Genomic DNA, 19,554 nt, shown 5'->3' with positions numbered 1-19,554 from the left:
ATGGTTGATGTGCGCTACTACGACCTTCGGTGCGTGCGGGGCGAGAACACCCTGATCGATATCGACAACGGGGTGGTCGAGTCCGCAGGCACCTCATTCTTTGACAGAACCGTGGTCCGGGTGCTGGGGCAAAAAGGCTGGGGCGTCCTCACCCGCGATCACGTCGATATCGATTCGAAGCGTGAGATCGATGCCCTCGTCGAGGCGGCGGCCCGCCTTGCGGCGGTCACAGAGGACCGCCTCGACCTTGCGGATGCGCCGCGCGGCATCCTCCCCGTCCCCCCTCTCGGGGAAGACCCCCGGGACGTCGACCTCGAGGAGAAGACCCGGCTGCTCGCCGGGATCGAGGCGTCGGCACGGGTCCCGGAGGTCGCCAACACCCGGGCCCGCTACACCGAGGGGATCGACTCGGTCCGGTTCCTGGATTCAAGCGGGAATGAGGCATCCTACGAGGCGACCCGGTCCGGGTTCTCGGTCCTCGCGATTGCGTCCCGAAACGGAGTGATGCAGATGGGGAGCGAACGCGACCACGTCATCACCGGGTTCAACCTCCGGAACAGGCAGGACCTCGGGCGGAAGGCGGGCGAGATCGCGGTCTCGCTGCTCGACGCCAGACTCGCAAAGGGCGGGACCCGACGGGCGGTGCTCGACCCGGAACTCGCCGGCGTCTTTACTCACGAGGCGGTCGGCCATGCGAGCGAGGGGGACCTTGTCCGCGAAGGCGCATCGGTCCTTAGCGGGAGGATCGGGGAGCGGATCGGGCGCGAGGGGCTCGTCATCGTCGACGATCCCTCCCTCCACGAGTTCGGGTTCATGCCGGTGGACGCCGAAGGCGTGGCGGTGCGGCGGACCGAGATCATCCGCGACGGCGTCCTCTCTTCCTACCTCCACAACCGGGAAACCCTCGCGGCGGTCGGGAACGGCGTCGCCGGGCACGCCCGGGCCGAACACGGGGCGCCGCCCATCGTCCGGATGAGCAACACCTTCATCGAGAACGGCGATGCGGCCTACGACGAGATCCTTGCCGAGTGCAAAGACGGCATTCTGCTGATCGGGTCAAGGGGCGGCCAGGTCGACCCCGGCCGGGGCGTCTTCCAGTTCAATGCGGAGTACGGTTACCTGGTCGAGGGCGGCGAGACGACCGATATGGTCCGTGACGTCTCGCTTTCGGGCGAGATCCTCTCGACCCTCCATAACATCGTCCTCATCGGGAACGACCGGAAGATGAGCCCGGGATACTGCGGCAAGGGCGGGCAGAACGTCCCGGTAAGCGACGGAGCGCCCCATCTCCTGCTTGAAGGCGCAATCATCGGGGGGCGCGGAGAATGAACGGCGAAGACCTTATCGAGAAAGTTCTTCGGGCGGGTGGACGCGCGGCCGACGAGGTCGAGGTCTTCTACGTCCGGGAAGAGAGCGTCGGCACCGATATCAAGAAAGGGATCCTCGGCGCCGCCGAGGAGTCGGAGGCCTGGAGCATGGCCGTCCGGACGATCAAGGACGGCCGGATCGGGTTTTCAAGCACCGGCGACCCCGACCGGTGGAAGGAATGCCTGGACGCGGCGCTTACAAGCGGGCGGATGGCCACCCCCCAGCAGTGGGGCGGTCTCCCGAAGCCGGCCGAGATCCCGGGCGCGGCACCTTCATCGGACCCGGATCTCGTCGTTGCGGTGGAGGACGCGGCGAGGATGGTCGACGACCTCCTGTCCGGTGCCGCGGAGCACCCGGTGGATGTCGTCGGCGGGTCGGCGGATCTCGCCCGGGCGTATCTGGCGGTTGCAAACACAAGCGGCGTCTTCTACGGCATGGACCGGACGGCGGCGTCGGTCTCCCTTGAGACGATCCGGGAGCAGTCCACGGGCTACGAGTTTGATGTCTCCCCGTTCCGTGCCGATATCGACGCCCGGTCGGTCGGGGAGCGGTCTGCGGACCTTGCCGCACGCTCTCTTTCCGGCCGCGATATCGAGACGGGCCGCTACGACGTCGTCCTCTCCCCGATCGCGGCGGGAAGTCTCCTCGGGCAGATCCTCCTCCCGGCCCTCTCCGGGCGGAACGTGAAGGCCGGCCGGTCGCCTCTTGCGGATAAACTCGGCGAAACGGTCTTTGATGAGAATCTCTCCATCTACGACGACCCGTTGGCCCCCGGCCTCGGAAGCACCGCCTGGGATGCGGAGGGCGTCCTCACCCACCGCCTGGATTTCATGGAGCGGGGTGTGCTCAGACTGTTCGCCTACGACCTCAAGACCGGATACCGCTACGGCGAAGAGAGCACGGGAAGCGCCGTCCGGTCCAGGAGCGGGGTCCCCGACATCGGGTTCCATAACCTCTTCGTCGACGGGCCGCGGATGAAGGATCTCGGCGATGAGCGGGCGGTCTGGATCCACGATGTCGTGGGCGCCCATACCGCAAACCCGTTCTCCGGCGACTTCTCGGTGGAGGTCTCCAACCCCTTCTGGATGGAGGGAGGGGACCTCGCCCGCCCCATCCGGACGGCGATGTTCTCCGGGAACGTCTTTGAGATGTTCCGGGAGATCGGGGGGCTTGGAAAAGATGCAAGGCGCGTCGGACGGTTGACGATTCCATCAATACGATTAAATAACCAGCAGATCATTGGTAAATAGATGATGGAAGAGATCCTTGCCATCCTTCTTGCGGTTGCAATAGCCGCCGCGCTCTACTATCTGATGAAGAAGGCCCTGACGCTTCTCATCAACGCCGTCGCGGGGCTCGTCACGCTCTGGCTCCTGAATTACTTCAATATCCTCGCGTGGTTCGGCGCCCCCGACCTCCAGATCAACCTGGTGACGATCCTCATATGCGCCCTCGGCGGGCTCCCCGGCGCCCTGGTCCTCGTCCTGCTGCATCTCGTGGGGATCACGATCTGAGAGGGCCTCCCGGACACTTCTTCTTTTCGGCGGCCGGGTTAATCCCCGCCGTTTCAAGGGGGGCACACTACCGGAGACCCGATCATACGGGTTTCTCCAGTGCTTCCCGCGGACTAGTGCATCGTGCCCCCTAATTTTAGGAATTCTGATGCGCAGGAGCGCATCAGTCACTTTCGATTGATCGCACTGGCACGGCTTTCCATGGCTATCGCCCCGCACTGCCCCCGTCCCGATGGCGGGGGAGGAGCGCTGAAAGCGCGGGCGGGGTGGGTGAAACAGGGGAGGCATGCCCGGGGTGAGTCCTCATCCCTTCATCGGGCCCACATTCATATCCGATTCAGCGGAACGAACTTTGGCATCTTCGCGTCAGGCAACCCGGGACGAAGTATGGTTCCACACAGATGGTCGTGCTATGGAATTCATAGTATTAAATGACCATGAGCACTAGAAGAGAATCGCTTCCGAGTAGACCATGATCTTGTCCTGGAGGATCTCAAACGGCTTGATCTCGCGCGAATGGGCCGACCGGCGCATCTTCGCGACCTCAAGGGCCAGGTGCACCTCGGTGAGCCCCGGAGACCGGATACGGTGAAGGAGGATCACCGCATCCGCCAGGTACTCGGCAAGTCCATACTTGCTCTCTTCCGGGTTTGCCGTGTTGGCCTCGCTCGTTAGCATCAGGGTGCAGGCCTCGTCCCGCATTATCTCGATGAACCCGAACATCTCCCGCCGCCGGACGGATGCGTCCTCAAAGAGCCCCTCGAAGAGCGATATCGGGTCGATAATCACCCGTGCGGCCCCGAAACTCTTGATGAGTGAAGAGAGTTCGCTCTTGATGCTGTTGATAGCGAGGTTGAAGTCGGTTGGGTCCAGCCTCACGAGGTACAGCCGGTCGTCGAAAACCCCGGTATCCCACCCTTTCTGCGCGATGGTGGTGCGGAGATGTTCTTCGCGTTCTTCGAGGCTGATGTAAATGACTTTTTCGCCCCGGCGGAGCCCCTCGTACGCAAACTGGAGGGCAAACATCGTCTTGCCGGTGCCGTAGGTCCCGACGACCGCACAGATACTCCCCTCAAGAAGCCCCCCGAGGAGCATCTCGTCCAGTCCTTCGACCCCGAACTTCACCCGGTCCGCCATTACACCACCACCCTGATGTTACGCACCTCGAACCCCCCCGTTGCCGAGACCGAGACCGCGAACTTCACCAGATCCTTGCTCTCAAGGTGGGGCATCACGCCCCGGAATTTTCCGAAGTACATGACCCGCTGCCGGCGTTGCGCACCGGCCTCCTCCCAGTGAAAGAAGATCGTTGCGTCGACGCAGTCGGCGATCTCAAGTTCCTGCGACCGGTCCAGGATGCCGGAGGTGAGCAGGAGATAGACGGTAGTACCCCAGCGTTTCGTCGCTCGCTGCAGTCCGCGCAGGAAGGCGACGAACGCATGCCGCCGTGTCCCCTCCATCAGCGGCGGGGCGATATCGGTCAGCGAGTCCAGGATGATCTGGCTGTTCTTCGGGCACTCGTCGAACAGCCGGACAATCTCCGCGAGGATGCTGTCTTCCTCCCTGCGCTGCTTCTTCTGCATGCGTTCGATGACGTTCCCCTCCCCGTACCAGCCCGGGGGGACGGTGCTGGCATCGAAGTAGAGGTTCGAGAGGTCGTGGAAGACGATCTCCTTCTCCAGTTGTTCGTAGAGGTCCGGGTTGAACGAGAGGGCTATCTCCTCCAGGATATCCTCCTTCATCCGGGTGAGCGTCACGTACGAGACGCTCTCCGGGAGCATGAGGTGCTCCCCGGCCGCACCCTGCTTCCCGATAGCGAAGCTCATGAGCGAGGTCTGTACAAACTCAACGCTGCCGGCACCGTCCTCCCCGAGGAGCAGCACCACCGATCCCGGCGGGACCCCCCCGTCCAGCACGGGGTCGAGCGAAGCGATTCCCGTCGGCATCCGTAGTTGGAGGCGGTCGTACATGGTAACCAGTATACGTTGATCGCCGTTAAAACGTTCCGCTTCGTGGTACGGGAGAAAGTTGCGTCCGTGAACCGCCCCGCCCCTTAAGAGGAGGCCATCCCGGCGGGAGCGTGTCCATCGGCTCGACGGCGCTGATCCGTCGCCTGGAAATGCGAATTATTTGATAATTGCGGCATTGATAGCCCGGTAGCCGCAGACCGAACAGGTCTTCACGGAGGGCTCGAACGTCCCGTTCTTGAGCAGAGTCTTTTCGCTCATGCTGCCGAAGGGTCCCGCAGGAATAAATGGCATCCATTGCTGAAAAAGCAGGTTTATCATGGGTGCCGCTCCACACATATATACATAGTCTCCCGCACAGCCCCCGGTGCGCTGCCCGTCACCCCGAACGCTGGTGAATGGCGGCGGGGGCCTGTATCCGGGATGGGATGGGTCACGGAACATGCGGAAAGTAGCCTATGACCGGCAATTGAGAGAGCCCGGGATGCCGCGATGACGGCAGAGAGAGAAGGCTCTTCGGCGGCCCGGGAGCGGTCCGGTTCGGTCCATCTTCTGGATCGCCTTCTCCGCTTCCGGAAGGGTGGCGCGACCGTGGGCAGGTACGACCCCATGGTACACGGCCACCTCGCGGAAGCGGAGGTCCCGGCGGGCTACGAGGAGATCGACCGCTACTGGATCACCCGGGGCCTTGCCCTCGCCGTGATAGCCCGCAATGCACAGACGAATCAGGTCGAGTTCCTCCTCTTCGAGCCGGTGCTCTCGGAGTTTGAGTACGAACTCCTGGAACGGCTCTTCGACGACCTCCACGACGTCCTGATCCTCGACGACCACGCCATGGCTTCTGATCGCCGGACGGTCCTCTCCGGGAAGATGGAGAAACTCCTCGCGGAGTACGGCCTCGCCCTCCCCGATGCCTCTATTTTCCGGCTCCGCTACTACCTCGAGCGCAACTTCCTCGGTTGGTCGCGCATCGATGCGCTGATGAAGGACGCCCTGATCGAGGATATCTCGTGTGACGGCGCGGGGGTTCCGCTCTTCCTGTATCACCGCAGGCACCAGAACATCAAGACGAACATCAGGTTCGACGAACCGGCTCTGAACTCGCTCGCGATCACGCTCGCCCAGCGTTCGGGGAAGCATATCTCCATCGGAAGCCCGCTCGTGGATGCAACCCTCCCCGACGGGTCGAGGCTGCAACTCACCTTCGGCAGTGAAATCACCACCCGCGGCACGTCGTTCACGATCCGGAAGTTCCGCGAGGTGCCGTTTACACCCGTGGAGCTGATTGAGACGAACACCTTCGACGTCGACCAGCTCGTCTACTTCTGGATGGCGATCGAGAACAACAGGAACCTGCTCTTCATCGGCGGCACCGCGTCAGGAAAGACCACGTCGCTCAACGCGGTCGCCCTCTTCATCCCGCCGCTTGCGAAGGTCGTCTCCATCGAGGACACCCGGGAGATCACACTCTATCACGAGAATTGGGTCGCGAGCGTCACGCGTGAGACGGTATCCGGGGGGCCCGGCGCTCCCGTCATCGGGATGTTCGACCTCCTCAAGGCCGCGATGCGGCAGCGTCCCGAGTACATCCTGGTCGGAGAAGTCCGGGGGAGCGAAGCCCGGACGCTCTTTCAGGCGATGAACACCGGGCACACGACGTTCTCCACCATGCACGCCGGCGGCGTCGATGCAGCCATCCACCGCCTGGGGAGCGACCCGCTCAACGTGCCGAGGAACATGCTCCAGGCGCTCGACATCATATCCGTCCAGGCGCTCACCCACCGGGGGCCCGACCGTGTCAGGCGTTGCCGGGAGATCGTCGAGATTGCCGGTATCGACCCGCTCACCGACAACCTCCAGGTGAACACGGTCTTCGAGTACAACCCCGTACCCGACACTTTCTCCTACAGCGGGCGGTCCCGGATCTACAGCGAAATCATGGAGTACCGCGGCTGGAGCCGGACCCGGCTCGAAGAGGAACTGCAAACCCGGCGCCGCGTTCTCCTCGCTCTCGCCGCGCAGGGTATCAGAGACTACGGTGCGGTCGCCCGGATCATCCAGATCTTTGCGGTTGATCGCGACCGGGTGATCGCCTCCCTTGACGACCTCGGCGGGCTGGTCCGGTGATGCTGCCCGCCGGCGCGCACCTCCGCCGCTTTGTCCGCCGGCGGGTGGAGCGCGACCCCGTACGATACCGGAGCCTCCACGAAGACCTTGTTGCGGTGAACATGGGGGTGACGCTCGACCGCTACCTCCTCCGGGCATACCTCGTCTCCGTGCTCTTCGGCGTGCTCTGGGCCGTTCTCGCGTTCCTCGCGATGCGCCTTGCGGTCTTCCCCCGGGTGAGCGTCGGGGTCTACAACGTGTTTGCCATCCGTCTGCCGGGGTTCGAACTGACGGATACCTGGATCGATCTCCTGCAGGTTGCCGCAAGCGCGGTCATCTTCGTCCTCACCGCCTATGCGGCCTATATCTTCTTCCTGTACTACCCGTCCATTCTGAAGAAGAGCCGGGCGACCCGGATCAACCTGCTGCTCCACAACGTCGTCTCCTACATGTATGCCATGCGCCAGGGAGGGACGGAGATGATGGAGGTCTTCCGGGCGATCAGCGCGAACCCGGCGGTCTACGGTGAAGCGGCCCACGAGTTCCGGCGTGTCGTCCGGGACGCCGACTACTTCGGCTGCGACCAGATCACGGCGCTCCGGCACCTGCAGGAGACGACCCCGTCGGAGAAACTGCGTGAGTTCGTCGAGGACCTTATCTCCGTGGTCGAGAGCGGGGGAGACATCCTCGCGTTCCTTGACGTGCGGGTGCGGATCTACCAGGAAGATGCCCGATTCGAGCAGAAGACCTTCCTCTCCACGCTTCAAATGGCAGCCGAAGTCTACGTGACGCTCTTCGTTGCCGGCCCGCTCTTCATCATCATCGTCATGGTCGTCCTGGGTTTCATAAGCAGCACGCCGCTCATGGAACTTTCGATCGTCATCTATCTCCTCGTCCCGCTGGGTTCACTCCTCTTCCTCCTTGCTATCGACGCGATCTCAATCAAAAGCGAGCCGGTCGAGCGGTATGCCAGTATGAAATGGCTCCATGAGTTCGACGATGTCCGGGTCGAAGAGCGGTCCGGTGACGAGCCGCATTTCCAGCGCCTGGAGCGTTACGACCGGGTCAGGAAGATCCGGTCGTTTCTGCATCATCCCCTCCAGGCGTTCCTCGTCGAGCCGAACCGGACGTTTTACGTGACGGTGCCGGTTGCGCTCGCGTACGTCGCTCTCACCGTCCTCGCGACTCCGGCCTACCCCGACACTGAAATCCTCATCGATGTGCTGGACGACCATCTGGTCGTGGGGTTGCTGATCATCCTCATTCCCTTCGGCGTCTTCCATTGGTTCTGGCAAAAGAGGGTGATGGAACTCGAGGCGGAGATCCCCGAGTTCCTGAATCGCCTCTCCGGGATAAACCAGGTGGGCCTGACGCTCGCGCAGGCCATTGTGCTCCTCGTAAAGGCGGACCTCGGGGTGCTGACCTACGAGATCAGGAAGATCAAGCGTGACATCGAGTGGGGCGCCAGCGTCCAGGAGGCGCTTGTGCGGTTCGAGGAGCGGATACGCACCCCCACCATCGCCCGGACGGTGACCCTGATCACGACGGCGAGCCGGATGACCGGGAATATCAGTGAAGTGCTCTCCATCGCGGCGCGCGATGCCGCGATCTCGGAGAACCTCAAGCGCGAGAGGCGGGCCGAAATGTTCATCTACACCGCTATCGTCTATCTGGTCTTCATCGTCTTCCTCTTCGTCGTGGCCGTTATCGATCTCCAGTTCCTCTCCGTGCTGGCCGACGTCAGCGTCCTGGTCGCGGATGCGGGAGCTGGCGCGGTGCCTATCGGGAAGACGCCCCTCATAACGTTCGAGCGTCTCCTCTACCACGGATGCATCATCCAGGCATTCTTTTCGGGCCTGATCGCCGGGCAGATGGGGGAAGCGTCGCTCCGGCGGGCGTCAAACACGCAGCTGTGATGCTCATCATCGCGTTCGTGGTCTTCACGGTCTTTCTCTAGGGCCGGCGCCTCCGCGGATCGTCCAACCCTCCCTCATGCGGGTGTCGGGGTGCCGCAATAGGTTTTATACCCTCTGCCTTCCATCTCTCTTTCGGTGATGCCAGATGTGTACAGTCGGTGGACCCGTCGATATCGAGTTCAATGAGCGGGTGAAGGGCAAGAGTTACCGCTGCAAAGAGTGCGGCGAACGGTTCAAGGGCGTAGGAAAGCGGCCCATGTGCCCGAGCTGCCAGTCGGAAGATGTCGAAGAAGTCTGAAAGCGGCGCTGCCGGGAGGTCGTCTGCCGGGCCGGGCGTGACGACCCTGCCCCTCGGCGACGAACTTCTCCTCATCCGGGGAGAATGCTCTTTTCTACTTGTTGCGAAGGCCGGCTCAAGGTTTCCGCTCTGTATTGAGACCCCGGACGACGAGTACTGTCTCGCGGTCGACCCCGACGACCTGGTCGCCGTCTCCATGCCGGAAGGCGGCCCCGTTGAGCAGGCACGCATGATGCTTGAACTGGTCCGGCGATACCACGTCCCGCTCGTCGTCCTTCCGAAAGACCATCCCGGCTCGAAACGGTTGTCGATGGTCGTCTCGGTCGCCCCGGAGATCCTTCTTGCCTGCGACATCCGGCGGGGGACCCATCCCGGACAGCACCTGCTCTGCTCGTCCGGGGAGTTCTCCGGAGTCTCGATTGCAGGAATTCCCGGGGGCGTTGCGGTGAAAAACCTGCCGCCCGGGGCGGTGGTGAAGCATCTGGATGCGGAAAAATCCTCCGCAGACAAACAACAATAAATATATGCTCAATTTCCTCAAATATTCATGAGCCGTGAGAAGGAGGGTTTGATGAAGACCGATGTCCTGAAAAGCATCAGGGAAACTGAAGAAGAGTATCAGGCAATGATCCGTGATGCGCAGGCCGGGAGGAAGAAGAGCCTCTCGGATGCCGAGGTGGAGGCTGACAACCTGATCCAGAAGGCGCAGAAAGATGCCGAAGAATACAGGAATCAGCGTCTTGCCGAGGCGCGGGCCCAGGCGCAGAACAGGTATGCAGGGATCGTCAAGGAGGGTGAAGCACGCGCGGATGCCTTGCAACAGCAGGGCGAAAGGAACCTTACAAAAGCTGTAGACTTTATTGTCGCACGGTTCAAGGAGCAGCTGCATGCTAAGGCCTGAACGGATGCGCCGGCTGCTCATCGCGGCCCCGAAGGGTGAGATCGACACCATCGTGAGAGTTCTCTACCGCCACAACGTCTATCATATCGAAGACTTTGTGCCGGAGAGCGCGTCAGACGAAGCGCTGTCGATCGGTCACCCCCTCCCCGGGGCGAGCGATGCGGCTTCGGCGCTGATCAAGGTCAGGGCAATCGAGAATGCGTGCGGGGTAGACCCGGAGAGCGTAGAAGTCGGGGAAAAGGTCCCCGCATCGAAGGTTCGGGCGATGATCCGGACGGACCTCCCCGCCATCCAGAACGAGGTGGAAAACCTCGTTTCAACGCGTTCGAGACTGGAGACGCGGCAGAAGGAGCACGAACAGCGCGTAAAGGAACTCGAACCGTTTACCGTGGTCCCCCTTGACCTGGAACTCTATCGCGGGTACACGCAGTTTACCGTTTTTACCGGGCATATCGCACACGATGTCGAGATCGACGTCCCCAACGAGAAGTTTTTTTCCGGCGAGGTGGACGGCAACATGATCGTCGTCGTGGTGCAGAGCGAACACCGCGAGCAGGTCGAGCGGTTTCTCCTCGATGCCGGTTTCCAGGCGATCCCCGTTCCCGATGAGACGGGCTCCCCGAAAGAGCGCCTGGAGTCCCATGCAGAAGAAGCCCGGAGGATTAGCGACGAAGTAACTGCGGTCAATGCAAAGATCGCGGGTATCTGTAAGCAGCACACCGGCTTCCTGGTAGCATGCGATGAACTACTCACGGCTGACGTAGAGCGGGCGGAAGCCCCGTTGCGGTTTGCTACCACGGAAGAGACCTTCATTACCGAAGGGTGGGTGCCGGAAGACCGGGCGGAGAGGGTCCGGGATGCGCTGGAGAAAGCGACCGACGGGAAGATCTACATCGAAGACCTGGAGATCGACGACGACACCGCGGTCCCGGTGGAGTACGAGAACCCGTCGTTCGCCAGACCGTCGCAGTTGCTCATGGACCTCTACGGGCGGCCGCGCTACTCCGAGCTTGACCCGACGCTGCTGCTGGCCATCGTCTTCCCCATCTTCTTCGGGATGATCCTCGGAGACGTGGGCTACGGCGCCGTGCTGCTGGCCCTGAGTCTCGGGCTGCGGAAGTTCCTGAAGGGCGAAGGAGGAAGAAATCTGCTCAAGGTGCTCGGGGTTTCAAGCATATCAAGCATCATCTTCGGCGTACTCTACAGCGAGTTCTTCGGGTTCTCGCTCCCGTGGGCGCCGGTGATCTTCTCCCGGCACCTCAACATCGGGGGAGCCGCGAGCGGTCACGGGCCTCAGGTTGTCGAACTGATGATCGTTGCGATCTGGATCGGTATCCTGCACATCACGCTCGGGCGCCTTATCGGCGTTCGCAACGCACGGAGCCTTTATCACGGCAAACACGCGACAAAGGCGATGATCTCCAACCTCGGCTGGCTCGGGGTCATGTGGGGCATCCTGCTTCTGATCTGGGCGTTCTTCCCCATCCCGCTGATGCCCGACCTGACGGGTCTGCCCGTTGTCGCCATGGGATTCAACGTCTCCGCTGTGGCGGGGATCGTCCTCTTAGTGGCCGGCGTCATCGGGATCGCGCAGGAGAACCCGCTCGAGATCGTCGAACTTCCGACGATCGTCAGTCACGTGCTGTCGTACGCCCGTTTGACGGCGGTGGGCTTATCCTCGGTCGCAATCGCAATGGTGGTCAACTACATCGCGATCGGGATGATGATCGAGCCCCAGCTTGCAGCAATCACGCCGGTCGGCGTGGTCCTCATTATTGTCGGCATTCTCGTCTTCCTGCTGGGGCACGTGCTGAACACGGCACTCGGCCTCCTCGGCGGCGGTCTGCATTCGATTCGTCTTCATTATGTTGAGTTCTTCACCAAGTTCTACAAAGGTGGAGGCAAAAAGTACAACCCATTCGGTATGAAACCCAAGTTTACGGAGGAATAAGAAAATGGTAGATGTTGGCACAACTCTTGAAATGGTACAGGCATCGCAGGCAGGAATGAGCGCAGTCGGCGCAGGTCTCGCAGTGGGTCTCACCGGCGTCGGTACCGGCCTTGCTGAGATGGGCATCGGTGCGGCGGCCGTCGGTGCGACCGCAGAGAACAGGGATATGTTTGGTCTTGCGCTGCTCTTCACTGTGATTCCGGAAACCATCGTCATCTTTGGTCTTGTGGTTGCACTGCTGCTTCTGTTCTGATGGAGTGAACCATGGGACTCGAAGCAGTCGTCAACGAGATCCGGGAGAAAGGGCGAAAAGAGGTCGAGGCGACCCGGGCGGAGACCCGGGCCGAAGTCGACGCGATCCTCCGGGACGCACAGGAACGTGCTGCCGGGATCAAGGTGTCGGCACAGGAGGAAGCGGACCGGGCGGCCACCCACATCATCAACCAGGAGACCTCTGCGGCGAACCTCGTCGTCAAACGACAGGTCTTAAACGCCCAGAAGACGCTCCTTGACCAGGTCTATTCGGCCTCGCTCGCCGCTGTCGGTTCGCTGCCGGCCGAATTCCAGGAGAAGGCGCTCACCGAGTTGTTGAAAAGAGCGGCGAAGGTGATCAAGAAGGGCGTCGTCCATGCGAACGAGCGGGACCTTCCTATGGTCGAGGCGATTATCTCCCGGCAAAGGACGCTCTCCGGCTATACCGTGGGCGACCCGGTCGAGATTGCCGGAGGCGTCATCGTCGAGAGCAACGACGGCGAACTGCAGATCGATTACAGTTACCGCACGTTCCTGGACGAAGTCTGGGAGTCCGACCTGAAGGATGCGTCAGATATCCTGTTTACATGAGGAGGGTTCATAAATGGCAGGAGTAAGTAGCGGATCGGCCCAGTACATTTACGCCTGCACCCGCATGCGGGTGCGTAAATCGCTGCTGATACCGCGCGAGGATTATCTCCGCATGCTGAATATGAGCCTGCCTGAGATCACCCGGTTCATCGGCGAGACCAATTACCGGTCCGAGATCGATGAACTCGGCACCTCCTTCTCCGGTATCAACCTTGTCGAGGTGGCCCTGAGCTGGAACCTCGCGAAAGAATATCAGAGCATCCTGGAACTTGTCCCGGGAGACCTGAAGCACTTTACCGTCAGTTATCTGCGCCGCTGGGATATCCAGAACGTCGTCACGATCCTGCGCGGTAAGCTGCAGGGGATGCAGCCGGGCAAGATCAAGGAGGTCCTGGTTCCGGCCGGCGGGCTTGACAAGGTCGCTCTCGATCGTCTTCTCGCCGAAGAGTCGCCGGAGAGGGTCGCCGAGGCGCTCAGGGGCGAGCGGTTCTATCCCGTCATCGAGAGGGAACTTCCCCGCGCGACGGAGACCGGGTCGTTTGCCCATCTGGAGAACGAACTCTACAAAGGGTATTATGCCCGGCTCATCGCCGACGCGAAAGCGGGCGTGAAGGGCGGGGATATATTCCTGAAGTACATCGAGCTCGAGATCGATATCCGGAACATCCAGAACCTCTTCCGCCTCCGGGCGGGGCACGTTCATGAGGATGTCCGGGAACTGATGCTTCCCGGCGGCTCGTTCTCGGTGGAGGAACTGCAGCGGCTCTCGGGGATCGAGAACCGGGACGAGTTCATCGACGCTCTTAAGCGGCAGGTGAAGATGGTCCCGCTCTTGAATGCGCTCGAAGGGGTCCGGGACAAGAGTGCCATCCACGAGATCGAGGTTGCATTGACCCGGGTCCAGCTTGAGCAGATGGAGCGGATGTCGAAACGGTATCCGTTCTCGATCCTCCCGGTCCTCGTCTACCTGGAGGAGAAGAAATACGAGGTCGCGAACCTTCGCGCCCTCGCCCGGGGCAAGGAAGCCGGCCTCCCCGGTGAGCGGTTACAGGGCTACCTGGTGATGTAGAAATGGAGATCGCAGTTGTCGGTACCGGTGAATTCATCCTCGGTTTTCGGCTTGCAGGTGTAAGAAAGACCTATACGGCCGAGACCGACGAGCGGCTGGTCGAGTACATCAACCAGGTGCTGGATGACAGAGATGTCGGCATCCTCGTACTGAAGGGCAGCGACATGGAGCGGATCCCTCTGCGGCTTCGCACCACCCTTGAAAACTCCGTCAAGCCGACGGTGATCGCGATTGGCGGAGAGGCGGGCGGCCTGTCGATGAGAGAGAGAATCAAGAGATCGGTGGGTGTTGATCTGTGGAAGTAATGGAAAAAGCAAAAGGAAACAGGACTCAGGGAGTCCTGAAACGGATTTCAGGGCCGGTCGTCACTGCCGTCGGTCTCGACGCACACATGTACGACGTGGTGAAGGTCGGCAATGAAGCACTGATGGGGGAGGTCATCAAGATCCAGGGTGAGAACATCATCATCCAGGTCTACGAAGATACCGCCGGCATCAGGCCCGGCGAGCCGGTGGAGAATACCGGCCTATCGCTCTCGGTGGAGCTCGGGCCCGGGCTGCTGACCAGTATCTACGACGGGATCCAGCGGCCGCTCGAGGTGCTCGTGAACAAGATGGGCAACTTCATCGAGCGCGGCGTATCGGCCCCGGGCCTCTCCCACGAGAAGAAGTGGGAGTTCGTACCCGTGGTGAAGGCCGGCGACGAGGTCCGGGCCGGGGATATCCTCGGCACGGTCCAGGAGACGAACATCGTCCATAAGGTCATGGTCCCGCCCCGGTCGAAGGGCGGCAAGATCAAGAAGATCTCGGGCGGTACTTTCACGGTGGATGAGACCATCTGCACCTTCGAGGACGGCACCGAGGTCACCATGCTCCAGCGCTGGCCGGTCCGTGTGCCCCGTCCCGTGAAGGAGAAGTTGAACCCGGACGTCCCGCTGGTCACCGGCCAGCGAATCCTGGACGGCCTCTTCCCTATCGCTAAAGGCGGAACGGCGGCCATCCCCGGACCGTTCGGGAGCGGCAAGACGGTCACCCAGCAGCAGCTCGCGAAGTGGTCCGATGCCGAGATCGTCGTCTATATCGGCTGCGGCGAACGCGGAAACGAGATGACCGAGGTGCTGACCGAGTTCCCGGCGCTTGAGGACCCGAAGACCGGCCGGCCGCTGATGGAGCGGACGGTTTTGATTGCAAACACCTCGAACATGCCTGTGGCCGCCCGTGAGGCATCCGTGTACACGGGGATCACGATCGCCGAGTACTTCCGGGACATGGGCTACGACGTCTCCCTGATGGCGGATTCCACCTCCCGGTGGGCCGAAGCCATGCGTGAGATCTCGAGCCGTCTTGAAGAGATGCCCGGCGAGGAAGGGTATCCTGCATACCTTGCGGCCCGCCTCTCGGAGTTCTACGAACGGGCCGGCCGCGTGGTGAACACAAACGGCACGAGCGGTTCGGTCTCGGTCATCGGCGCGGTATCGCCGCCCGGCGGCGACTTCTCGGAGCCGGTCACCCAGAACACCCTGCGTATCGTCAAGGTCTTCTGGGCACTGGACGCAAAGCTCTCCCAGCGCCGGCACTTCCCGGCCATCAACTGGCTGAACTCCTACTCGCTCTACCTCGATTCGCTCAGCGAGTGGTACGACCGCGAGGTCTCGCCCGAGTGGAACACGCTCCGGTCCTGGGCGATGGGCGTCCTCCAGAAGGAAGCCGAGCTCCAGGAGATCGTCCAGCTGGTCGGTTCCGACGCCCTGCCCGACGAGGAGCAGGTCACCATCGAGGTGGCGAGGATGCTCCGTGAGATCTTCCTGCAGCAGAACGCCTACGATCCCGTGGACACCTACTGCTCGATGACCAAGCAGTACGACATGATGCGGGCGATCAAGCACTACGCCGACCTTGCCCGTACCGCCCAGGCGGGCGGAGCGACCCCGCAGCAGGTCATCAGCGTGAAGAGCAAGAACGAGCTCCCGCAGATCAAGTTCACCCGGGACTACGAGCCCATGCTCGATGCGATCATGAAAGACATGGAATCTGAATTCGATGCGTTGAGGGCGGCGTGACCATGAAGGAGTACAGGACGATTTCACAGATTGCCGGCCCCCTGGTCTTCGTCGAGAAGACGGAGCCGGTGGGCTACAGCGAACTCGTTAACATCGTGACCGCCGACGGTACGGTCAAGCGCGGCCAGGTGCTGGACACGAGCGACGAGATCGTGGTCGTTCAGGTCTTCGAGACCACCGCGGGCATCGGCAGGGACTCGGGCATCCGCTTCACCGGCGAGACGATCAAGATGCCGGTGGGAAGGGATATGCTCGGTCGTATCCTCTCCGGCGGCGGCAAGCCGATCGACGGCGGCCCGGAGATCGTGCCGGAAAAGCGGCTCGAGACCACCGGTGCGGCCATCAACCCCTACGCCCGTTCGTCTCCCGCGGATTTCATCCAGACGGGTATCTCGACGATCGACGGGACGAACACCCTGGTCCGAGGTCAGAAACTCCCGATCTTCTCGGCATCGGGTCTCCCCCACAACGATGTGGCGCTCCAGATCGCCCGGCAGGCAAAGGTGCCCGGCTCGACGGAAGAGTTCGCCGTGGTCTTTGCGGCCATGGGCATCACCCGGGAAGAGGCCAACTACTTCATGGCCGACTTCGAGAAGACGGGCGCTCTTGAGCGGGCGGTCGTCTTCTTAAACCTCGCGGACGACCCGGCGGTCGAGCGGATCATCACGCCGCGTCTCGCGCTCACCACCGCCGAGTACCTGGCGTTCGACCTCGGCTACCATGTGCTGGTCATCCTGACGGATATGACCAACTACTGCGAGGCGCTCCGCCAGATCGGCGCGGCCCGTGAAGAGGTACCCGGCCGGCGCGGCTATCCGGGGTACATGTACACGGACCTCGCCAGCATCTACGAGCGTGCAGGCATCATCAAGGGCGTCAAGGGCTCGGTGACCCAGATCCCGATCCTGACGATGCCGGGCGACGATATCACGCACCCGATCCCGGACCTGACCGGCTACATCACCGAAGGGCAGATCGTGGTCAGCCGTGACCTGCACCGAAAGGGTATCTACCCTCCGATCAACGTGCTGCCCTCGCTCTCCCGTCTGATGAACCTCGGTATCGGGAAGGGGCACACCCGCGAAGACCACAAGAAGGTCTCGGACCAGCTCTATGCGGCCTACGCGGAGGGTAACGACCTTCGCGGGCTTGTCGCCATCGTCGGGAAAGACGCGCTCTCGGAGCGCGACCGGATGTTCCTTGAGTTCGCCGACCTCTTTGAGGACCGGTTCGTCAGGCAGGGCCTCTACGAAGACCGGTCGATCGAGGAGACGCTCGACCTCGGCTGGGAACTCCTCGCGACGCTCCCCGAAGAGCAGCTCGTGCGCATCGACCGCGAACTGATCCAGAAGTATCACCCGAAGTACCGGAAGAAGGCCCAGGAGTAAGTGTCCATGGCGCTGCAGGATATCAAGCCGACCCGGTCGGAGCTGATCAACGTCAAGCGGCGGATCAAGCTCTCGGAGCGCGGCTACAACATCTTAAAGATGAAGCGCGATGGGCTGATCCTGGAGTTCTTCAAGGTGCTCAAGCAGGCAAAAGAGAGCCGCGGCGCACTGATGGAGCGCTATCGCCACGCGATGGAGATGATCGCCCTCGCCGAGACGGTCGAAGGTGCGATCGGGGTGAAAGCAGCCGCCTTCTCGACGGCGGACATCCCCGCAATCTCCGTCAAGAGCAAGAACATCATGGGCGTCGTCGTCCCGGAGATCCAGGCGTCGTCCGTCCGGAAGGGCGTGCTCGACCGCGGCTACGGGATGCTCGGCACCTCGGCCGTCATCGACGAGACCGCGGAGGCGTTCGAGGACCTGCTTGAAGCCGTCATCGAGGCTGCTGAGATCGAGACGACCATGAAGCGGCTGCTCGATGAGATCGAGGGCACCAAGCGGCGCGTGAACGCGCTTGAGTTCAAGGTGATCCCCGAGCTCACTGAGGCCAGAGACTTTATCAAGATGCGGCTCGATGAGATGGAGCGTGAGGAGCTCTTCCGCCTGAAAAGGGTTAAGGCAAGGAGCGCCTGATCGGGGTTAGGTGATATCCGGTGGGGATCGGTACGCTTGCAGATGTGGGGACGTTGACGGGGACGGTGATGCTGCGGGTGGATTTCAACTCACCCATCGATCCCTCGTCAAACCAGATCCTGGACGACAAAAGGTTCCGTGAGCATCTGCCGACGGTGCAGGCACTTGAGGACGCGCGGCTCGTCGTCCTCACGCACCAGAGCAGGCCCGGCAAAAAGGACTATACGACGCTTGAAGCGCATGCGGCTAAACTGGAGCGGCTCCTCGGCCGTCCGGTGACCTACGTCGACGACATCTTCGGGCGGTGCGCCCGGGAAGCGATCAGGAACGCGGAGCGCGGGGACGTCCTGATGCTCGAGAACCTCCGGTTCGCCGCCGAGGAGAACCTGACCTTAAAACCCGACGCAGCGAAGAAGACCCTTCTTGTCCGAAAACTGGCGTCGATGGCCGACTTCTACGTCAACGACGCCTTCGGCACGGCGCACCGGTCGCAGCCGTCGATCGTGGGGCTGCCGCTTGTGCTCCCGTCGGTGGCCGGCCTCCTGATGGAGAAGGAGGTTGCGAACCTTTCAAGAGTTTTCACCGGTGCGCCGCGCCCGGTCACCTTCGTCCTCGGGGGGACGAAGGTGGACGACTCGATCGCGGTCGCACGGAACGTTCTCGAGCGGGGCACCGCCGACCACGTGATCGTGGTCGGTGTGGTCGGCAATGTCTTCCTGCTTGCGGCAGGCCACGAGATCGGGCGCCCATCGGCCCAGTTGATCGACCAGCTCGGTTACCGCGACGAGATCGAGAAGGCCCGAGACCTCCTTTCGACCTACCGGGACCGTCTCTTTCTGCCGGACTCGGTCGCCGTCCGTGAAGACGACAGGCGCGTCGAGTACCCGGTGGACGCCGTTCCTGAGGACGCTCAGGTGCTGGATATCGGGAGCGAGTCTATCGCCCGCCTCTCAAAGGAGATAACGGGGTCGGGAACGGTTGTGGTGAACGGGCCGGCCGGGCTCTTTGAGGAGGAATCGTTCGCCGTCGGCACGTTCGAACTCCTGAAGGCCGCTTCTACCGTGGAATTCTCGGTGGTGGGCGGCGGACACTCCGGCGCGGCCATCGAGCGGCTCGGCATCGAAGACCGGTTCACGCACATCTCCACCGGCGGCGGGGCGGCAATCGAGTTCCTGACCGGGAAGAAGATGCCCGCCATCGAGGCGCTGGAGATGTCCCGTAAGATCTTCTGGTGAGGCGCACCCTCGCTCCTCTTTTCCCTGAGTTTCCCTTTTTTCGGCGGGAGATCTTGCCTATGCCGTCGGTGCTTGATAGGAGAAGGGCACCGCGTGGCAATGGCTGCGGTTCTCAGTGACCGCGAAAAATGAGGCGGGGACCACACCCGGAGGTTTCATGGGCCGGTGTAATCTCACTTGTGGTCGCTGGAATGCTGGTGGAACGGCCCTGTCTTCGGGCCGTATCCCGACCGAACCCGTTGTGCCCCTGGTCTTGGGAGGTGTGGACGGTTGTGGTGATTGCTGACTGGTAATGAATGAGTGACT

At 62.1% G+C, this 19,554-nt stretch carries 19 protein-coding genes; 17 read left to right on the top strand and 2 right to left on the bottom strand.

What is annotated here, in order from left to right; translation table 11 throughout:
- The 3 genes from BRA42_RS10795 to BRA42_RS10785 are packed head-to-tail and all read left to right on the top strand — an operon-like array spanning position 1 to position 2,882.
- Positions 1–1,329 carry a TldD/PmbA family protein gene (locus tag BRA42_RS10795; RefSeq protein ID WP_292406837.1) on the top strand — a complete coding sequence of 443 codons (1,329 nt, stop codon included), beginning with the start codon at positions 1–3 and terminating at the stop codon, positions 1,327–1,329.
- On the top strand, positions 1,326–2,618 hold the full coding sequence (locus BRA42_RS10790) for a TldD/PmbA family protein (protein ID WP_342770859.1): 1,293 nt from the start codon (positions 1,326–1,328) through the stop codon (positions 2,616–2,618). Before BRA42_RS10795 ends, BRA42_RS10790 begins: the two co-directional genes overlap by 4 nt.
- Positions 2,619–2,882 (top strand): pro-sigmaK processing inhibitor BofA family protein, encoded by a 264-nt coding sequence (locus tag BRA42_RS10785; protein ID WP_292406817.1) that lies wholly within the window; start codon positions 2,619–2,621, stop codon positions 2,880–2,882.
- A gap of 444 nt (positions 2,883–3,326) precedes the next feature.
- Here the strand turns inward: BRA42_RS10785 and BRA42_RS10780 are convergent, their stop codons facing one another.
- Entirely contained in the window at positions 3,327–4,019 is a 693-nt protein-coding gene (locus BRA42_RS10780; protein WP_292406821.1) for a KaiC domain-containing protein, read from the bottom strand.
- Positions 4,019–4,852, bottom strand: a complete 834-nt coding sequence (locus BRA42_RS10775) for an RAD55 family ATPase (RefSeq protein WP_292406825.1) — start codon at positions 4,850–4,852, stop codon at positions 4,019–4,021. Before BRA42_RS10775 ends, BRA42_RS10780 begins: the two co-directional genes overlap by 1 nt.
- Positions 4,853–5,341: 489 nt before the next feature.
- Here BRA42_RS10775 and BRA42_RS10770 point away from each other — a divergent pair, with 489 nt between their 5' ends.
- The 14 genes from BRA42_RS10770 to BRA42_RS10705 all read left to right on the top strand — a co-directional run bounded on the left by BRA42_RS10770 (position 5,342) and on the right by BRA42_RS10705 (position 19,248).
- Positions 5,342–6,976 (top strand): type II/IV secretion system ATPase subunit, encoded by a 1,635-nt coding sequence (locus BRA42_RS10770; RefSeq protein WP_342686157.1) that lies wholly within the window; start codon positions 5,342–5,344, stop codon positions 6,974–6,976.
- Positions 6,976–8,871 (top strand): type II secretion system F family protein, encoded by a 1,896-nt coding sequence (locus BRA42_RS10765; protein WP_342770860.1) that lies wholly within the window; start codon positions 6,976–6,978, stop codon positions 8,869–8,871. Before BRA42_RS10770 ends, BRA42_RS10765 begins: the two co-directional genes overlap by 1 nt.
- 145 nt (positions 8,872–9,016) lie before the next feature.
- A complete protein-coding gene (locus BRA42_RS10760; protein ID WP_248534680.1) occupies positions 9,017–9,169 on the top strand; it encodes a hydrogenase maturation nickel metallochaperone HypA in 153 nt (50 codons plus the stop codon).
- A complete protein-coding gene (locus BRA42_RS10755; protein ID WP_292410733.1) occupies positions 9,153–9,689 on the top strand; it encodes an alpha/beta hydrolase in 537 nt (178 codons plus the stop codon). The genes BRA42_RS10760 and BRA42_RS10755 overlap by 17 nt, the downstream gene beginning before the upstream one ends.
- A 27-nt stretch (positions 9,690–9,716) precedes the next feature.
- Entirely contained in the window at positions 9,717–10,070 is a 354-nt protein-coding gene (locus tag BRA42_RS10750) for an ATPase (RefSeq protein WP_394339234.1), read from the top strand.
- Positions 10,057–12,021, top strand: a complete 1,965-nt coding sequence (locus tag BRA42_RS10745) for a V-type ATP synthase subunit I (RefSeq protein WP_292410731.1) — start codon at positions 10,057–10,059, stop codon at positions 12,019–12,021. The genes BRA42_RS10750 and BRA42_RS10745 overlap by 14 nt, the downstream gene beginning before the upstream one ends.
- Positions 12,022–12,025: 4 nt before the next feature.
- Positions 12,026–12,274 carry an ATPase gene (locus BRA42_RS10740; protein WP_292410729.1) on the top strand — a complete coding sequence of 83 codons (249 nt, stop codon included), beginning with the start codon at positions 12,026–12,028 and terminating at the stop codon, positions 12,272–12,274.
- Positions 12,275–12,285: 11 nt separating this feature from the next.
- Complete coding sequence (locus tag BRA42_RS10735; protein ID WP_292410727.1) at positions 12,286–12,864, top strand: V-type ATP synthase subunit E family protein; 579 nt, start codon at positions 12,286–12,288, stop codon at positions 12,862–12,864.
- Positions 12,865–12,877: 13 nt separating this feature from the next.
- On the top strand, positions 12,878–13,933 hold the full coding sequence (locus BRA42_RS10730; RefSeq protein WP_292410725.1) for a V-type ATP synthase subunit C: 1,056 nt from the start codon (positions 12,878–12,880) through the stop codon (positions 13,931–13,933).
- Positions 13,934–13,935: 2 nt separating this feature from the next.
- A complete protein-coding gene (locus tag BRA42_RS10725; protein ID WP_292410724.1) occupies positions 13,936–14,238 on the top strand; it encodes a V-type ATP synthase subunit F in 303 nt (100 codons plus the stop codon).
- Positions 14,238–15,992 (top strand): ATP synthase subunit A, encoded by a 1,755-nt coding sequence (locus BRA42_RS10720; protein ID WP_292410722.1) that lies wholly within the window; start codon positions 14,238–14,240, stop codon positions 15,990–15,992. Before BRA42_RS10725 ends, BRA42_RS10720 begins: the two co-directional genes overlap by 1 nt.
- 2 nt (positions 15,993–15,994) lie before the next feature.
- Entirely contained in the window at positions 15,995–17,380 is a 1,386-nt protein-coding gene (locus tag BRA42_RS10715) for an ATP synthase subunit B (protein ID WP_292410721.1), read from the top strand.
- A 6-nt stretch (positions 17,381–17,386) separates the two neighbouring features.
- Positions 17,387–18,013: a V-type ATP synthase subunit D gene (locus tag BRA42_RS10710; RefSeq protein WP_292410719.1), complete on the top strand. Its 627-nt coding sequence runs from the start codon at positions 17,387–17,389 to the stop codon at positions 18,011–18,013.
- 20 nt (positions 18,014–18,033) lie between these two features.
- Positions 18,034–19,248 carry a phosphoglycerate kinase gene (locus BRA42_RS10705; protein ID WP_292410717.1) on the top strand — a complete coding sequence of 405 codons (1,215 nt, stop codon included), beginning with the start codon at positions 18,034–18,036 and terminating at the stop codon, positions 19,246–19,248.
- Positions 19,249–19,554: the final 306 nt, after the last annotated feature.

This window comes from Methanoculleus sp. UBA374 (assembly GCA_002508705.1).
GTDB classification, from domain to species: domain Archaea; phylum Halobacteriota; class Methanomicrobia; order Methanomicrobiales; family Methanoculleaceae; genus Methanoculleus; species Methanoculleus palmolei.
This window is presented reverse-complemented; position numbering and strand designations above follow the sequence as displayed.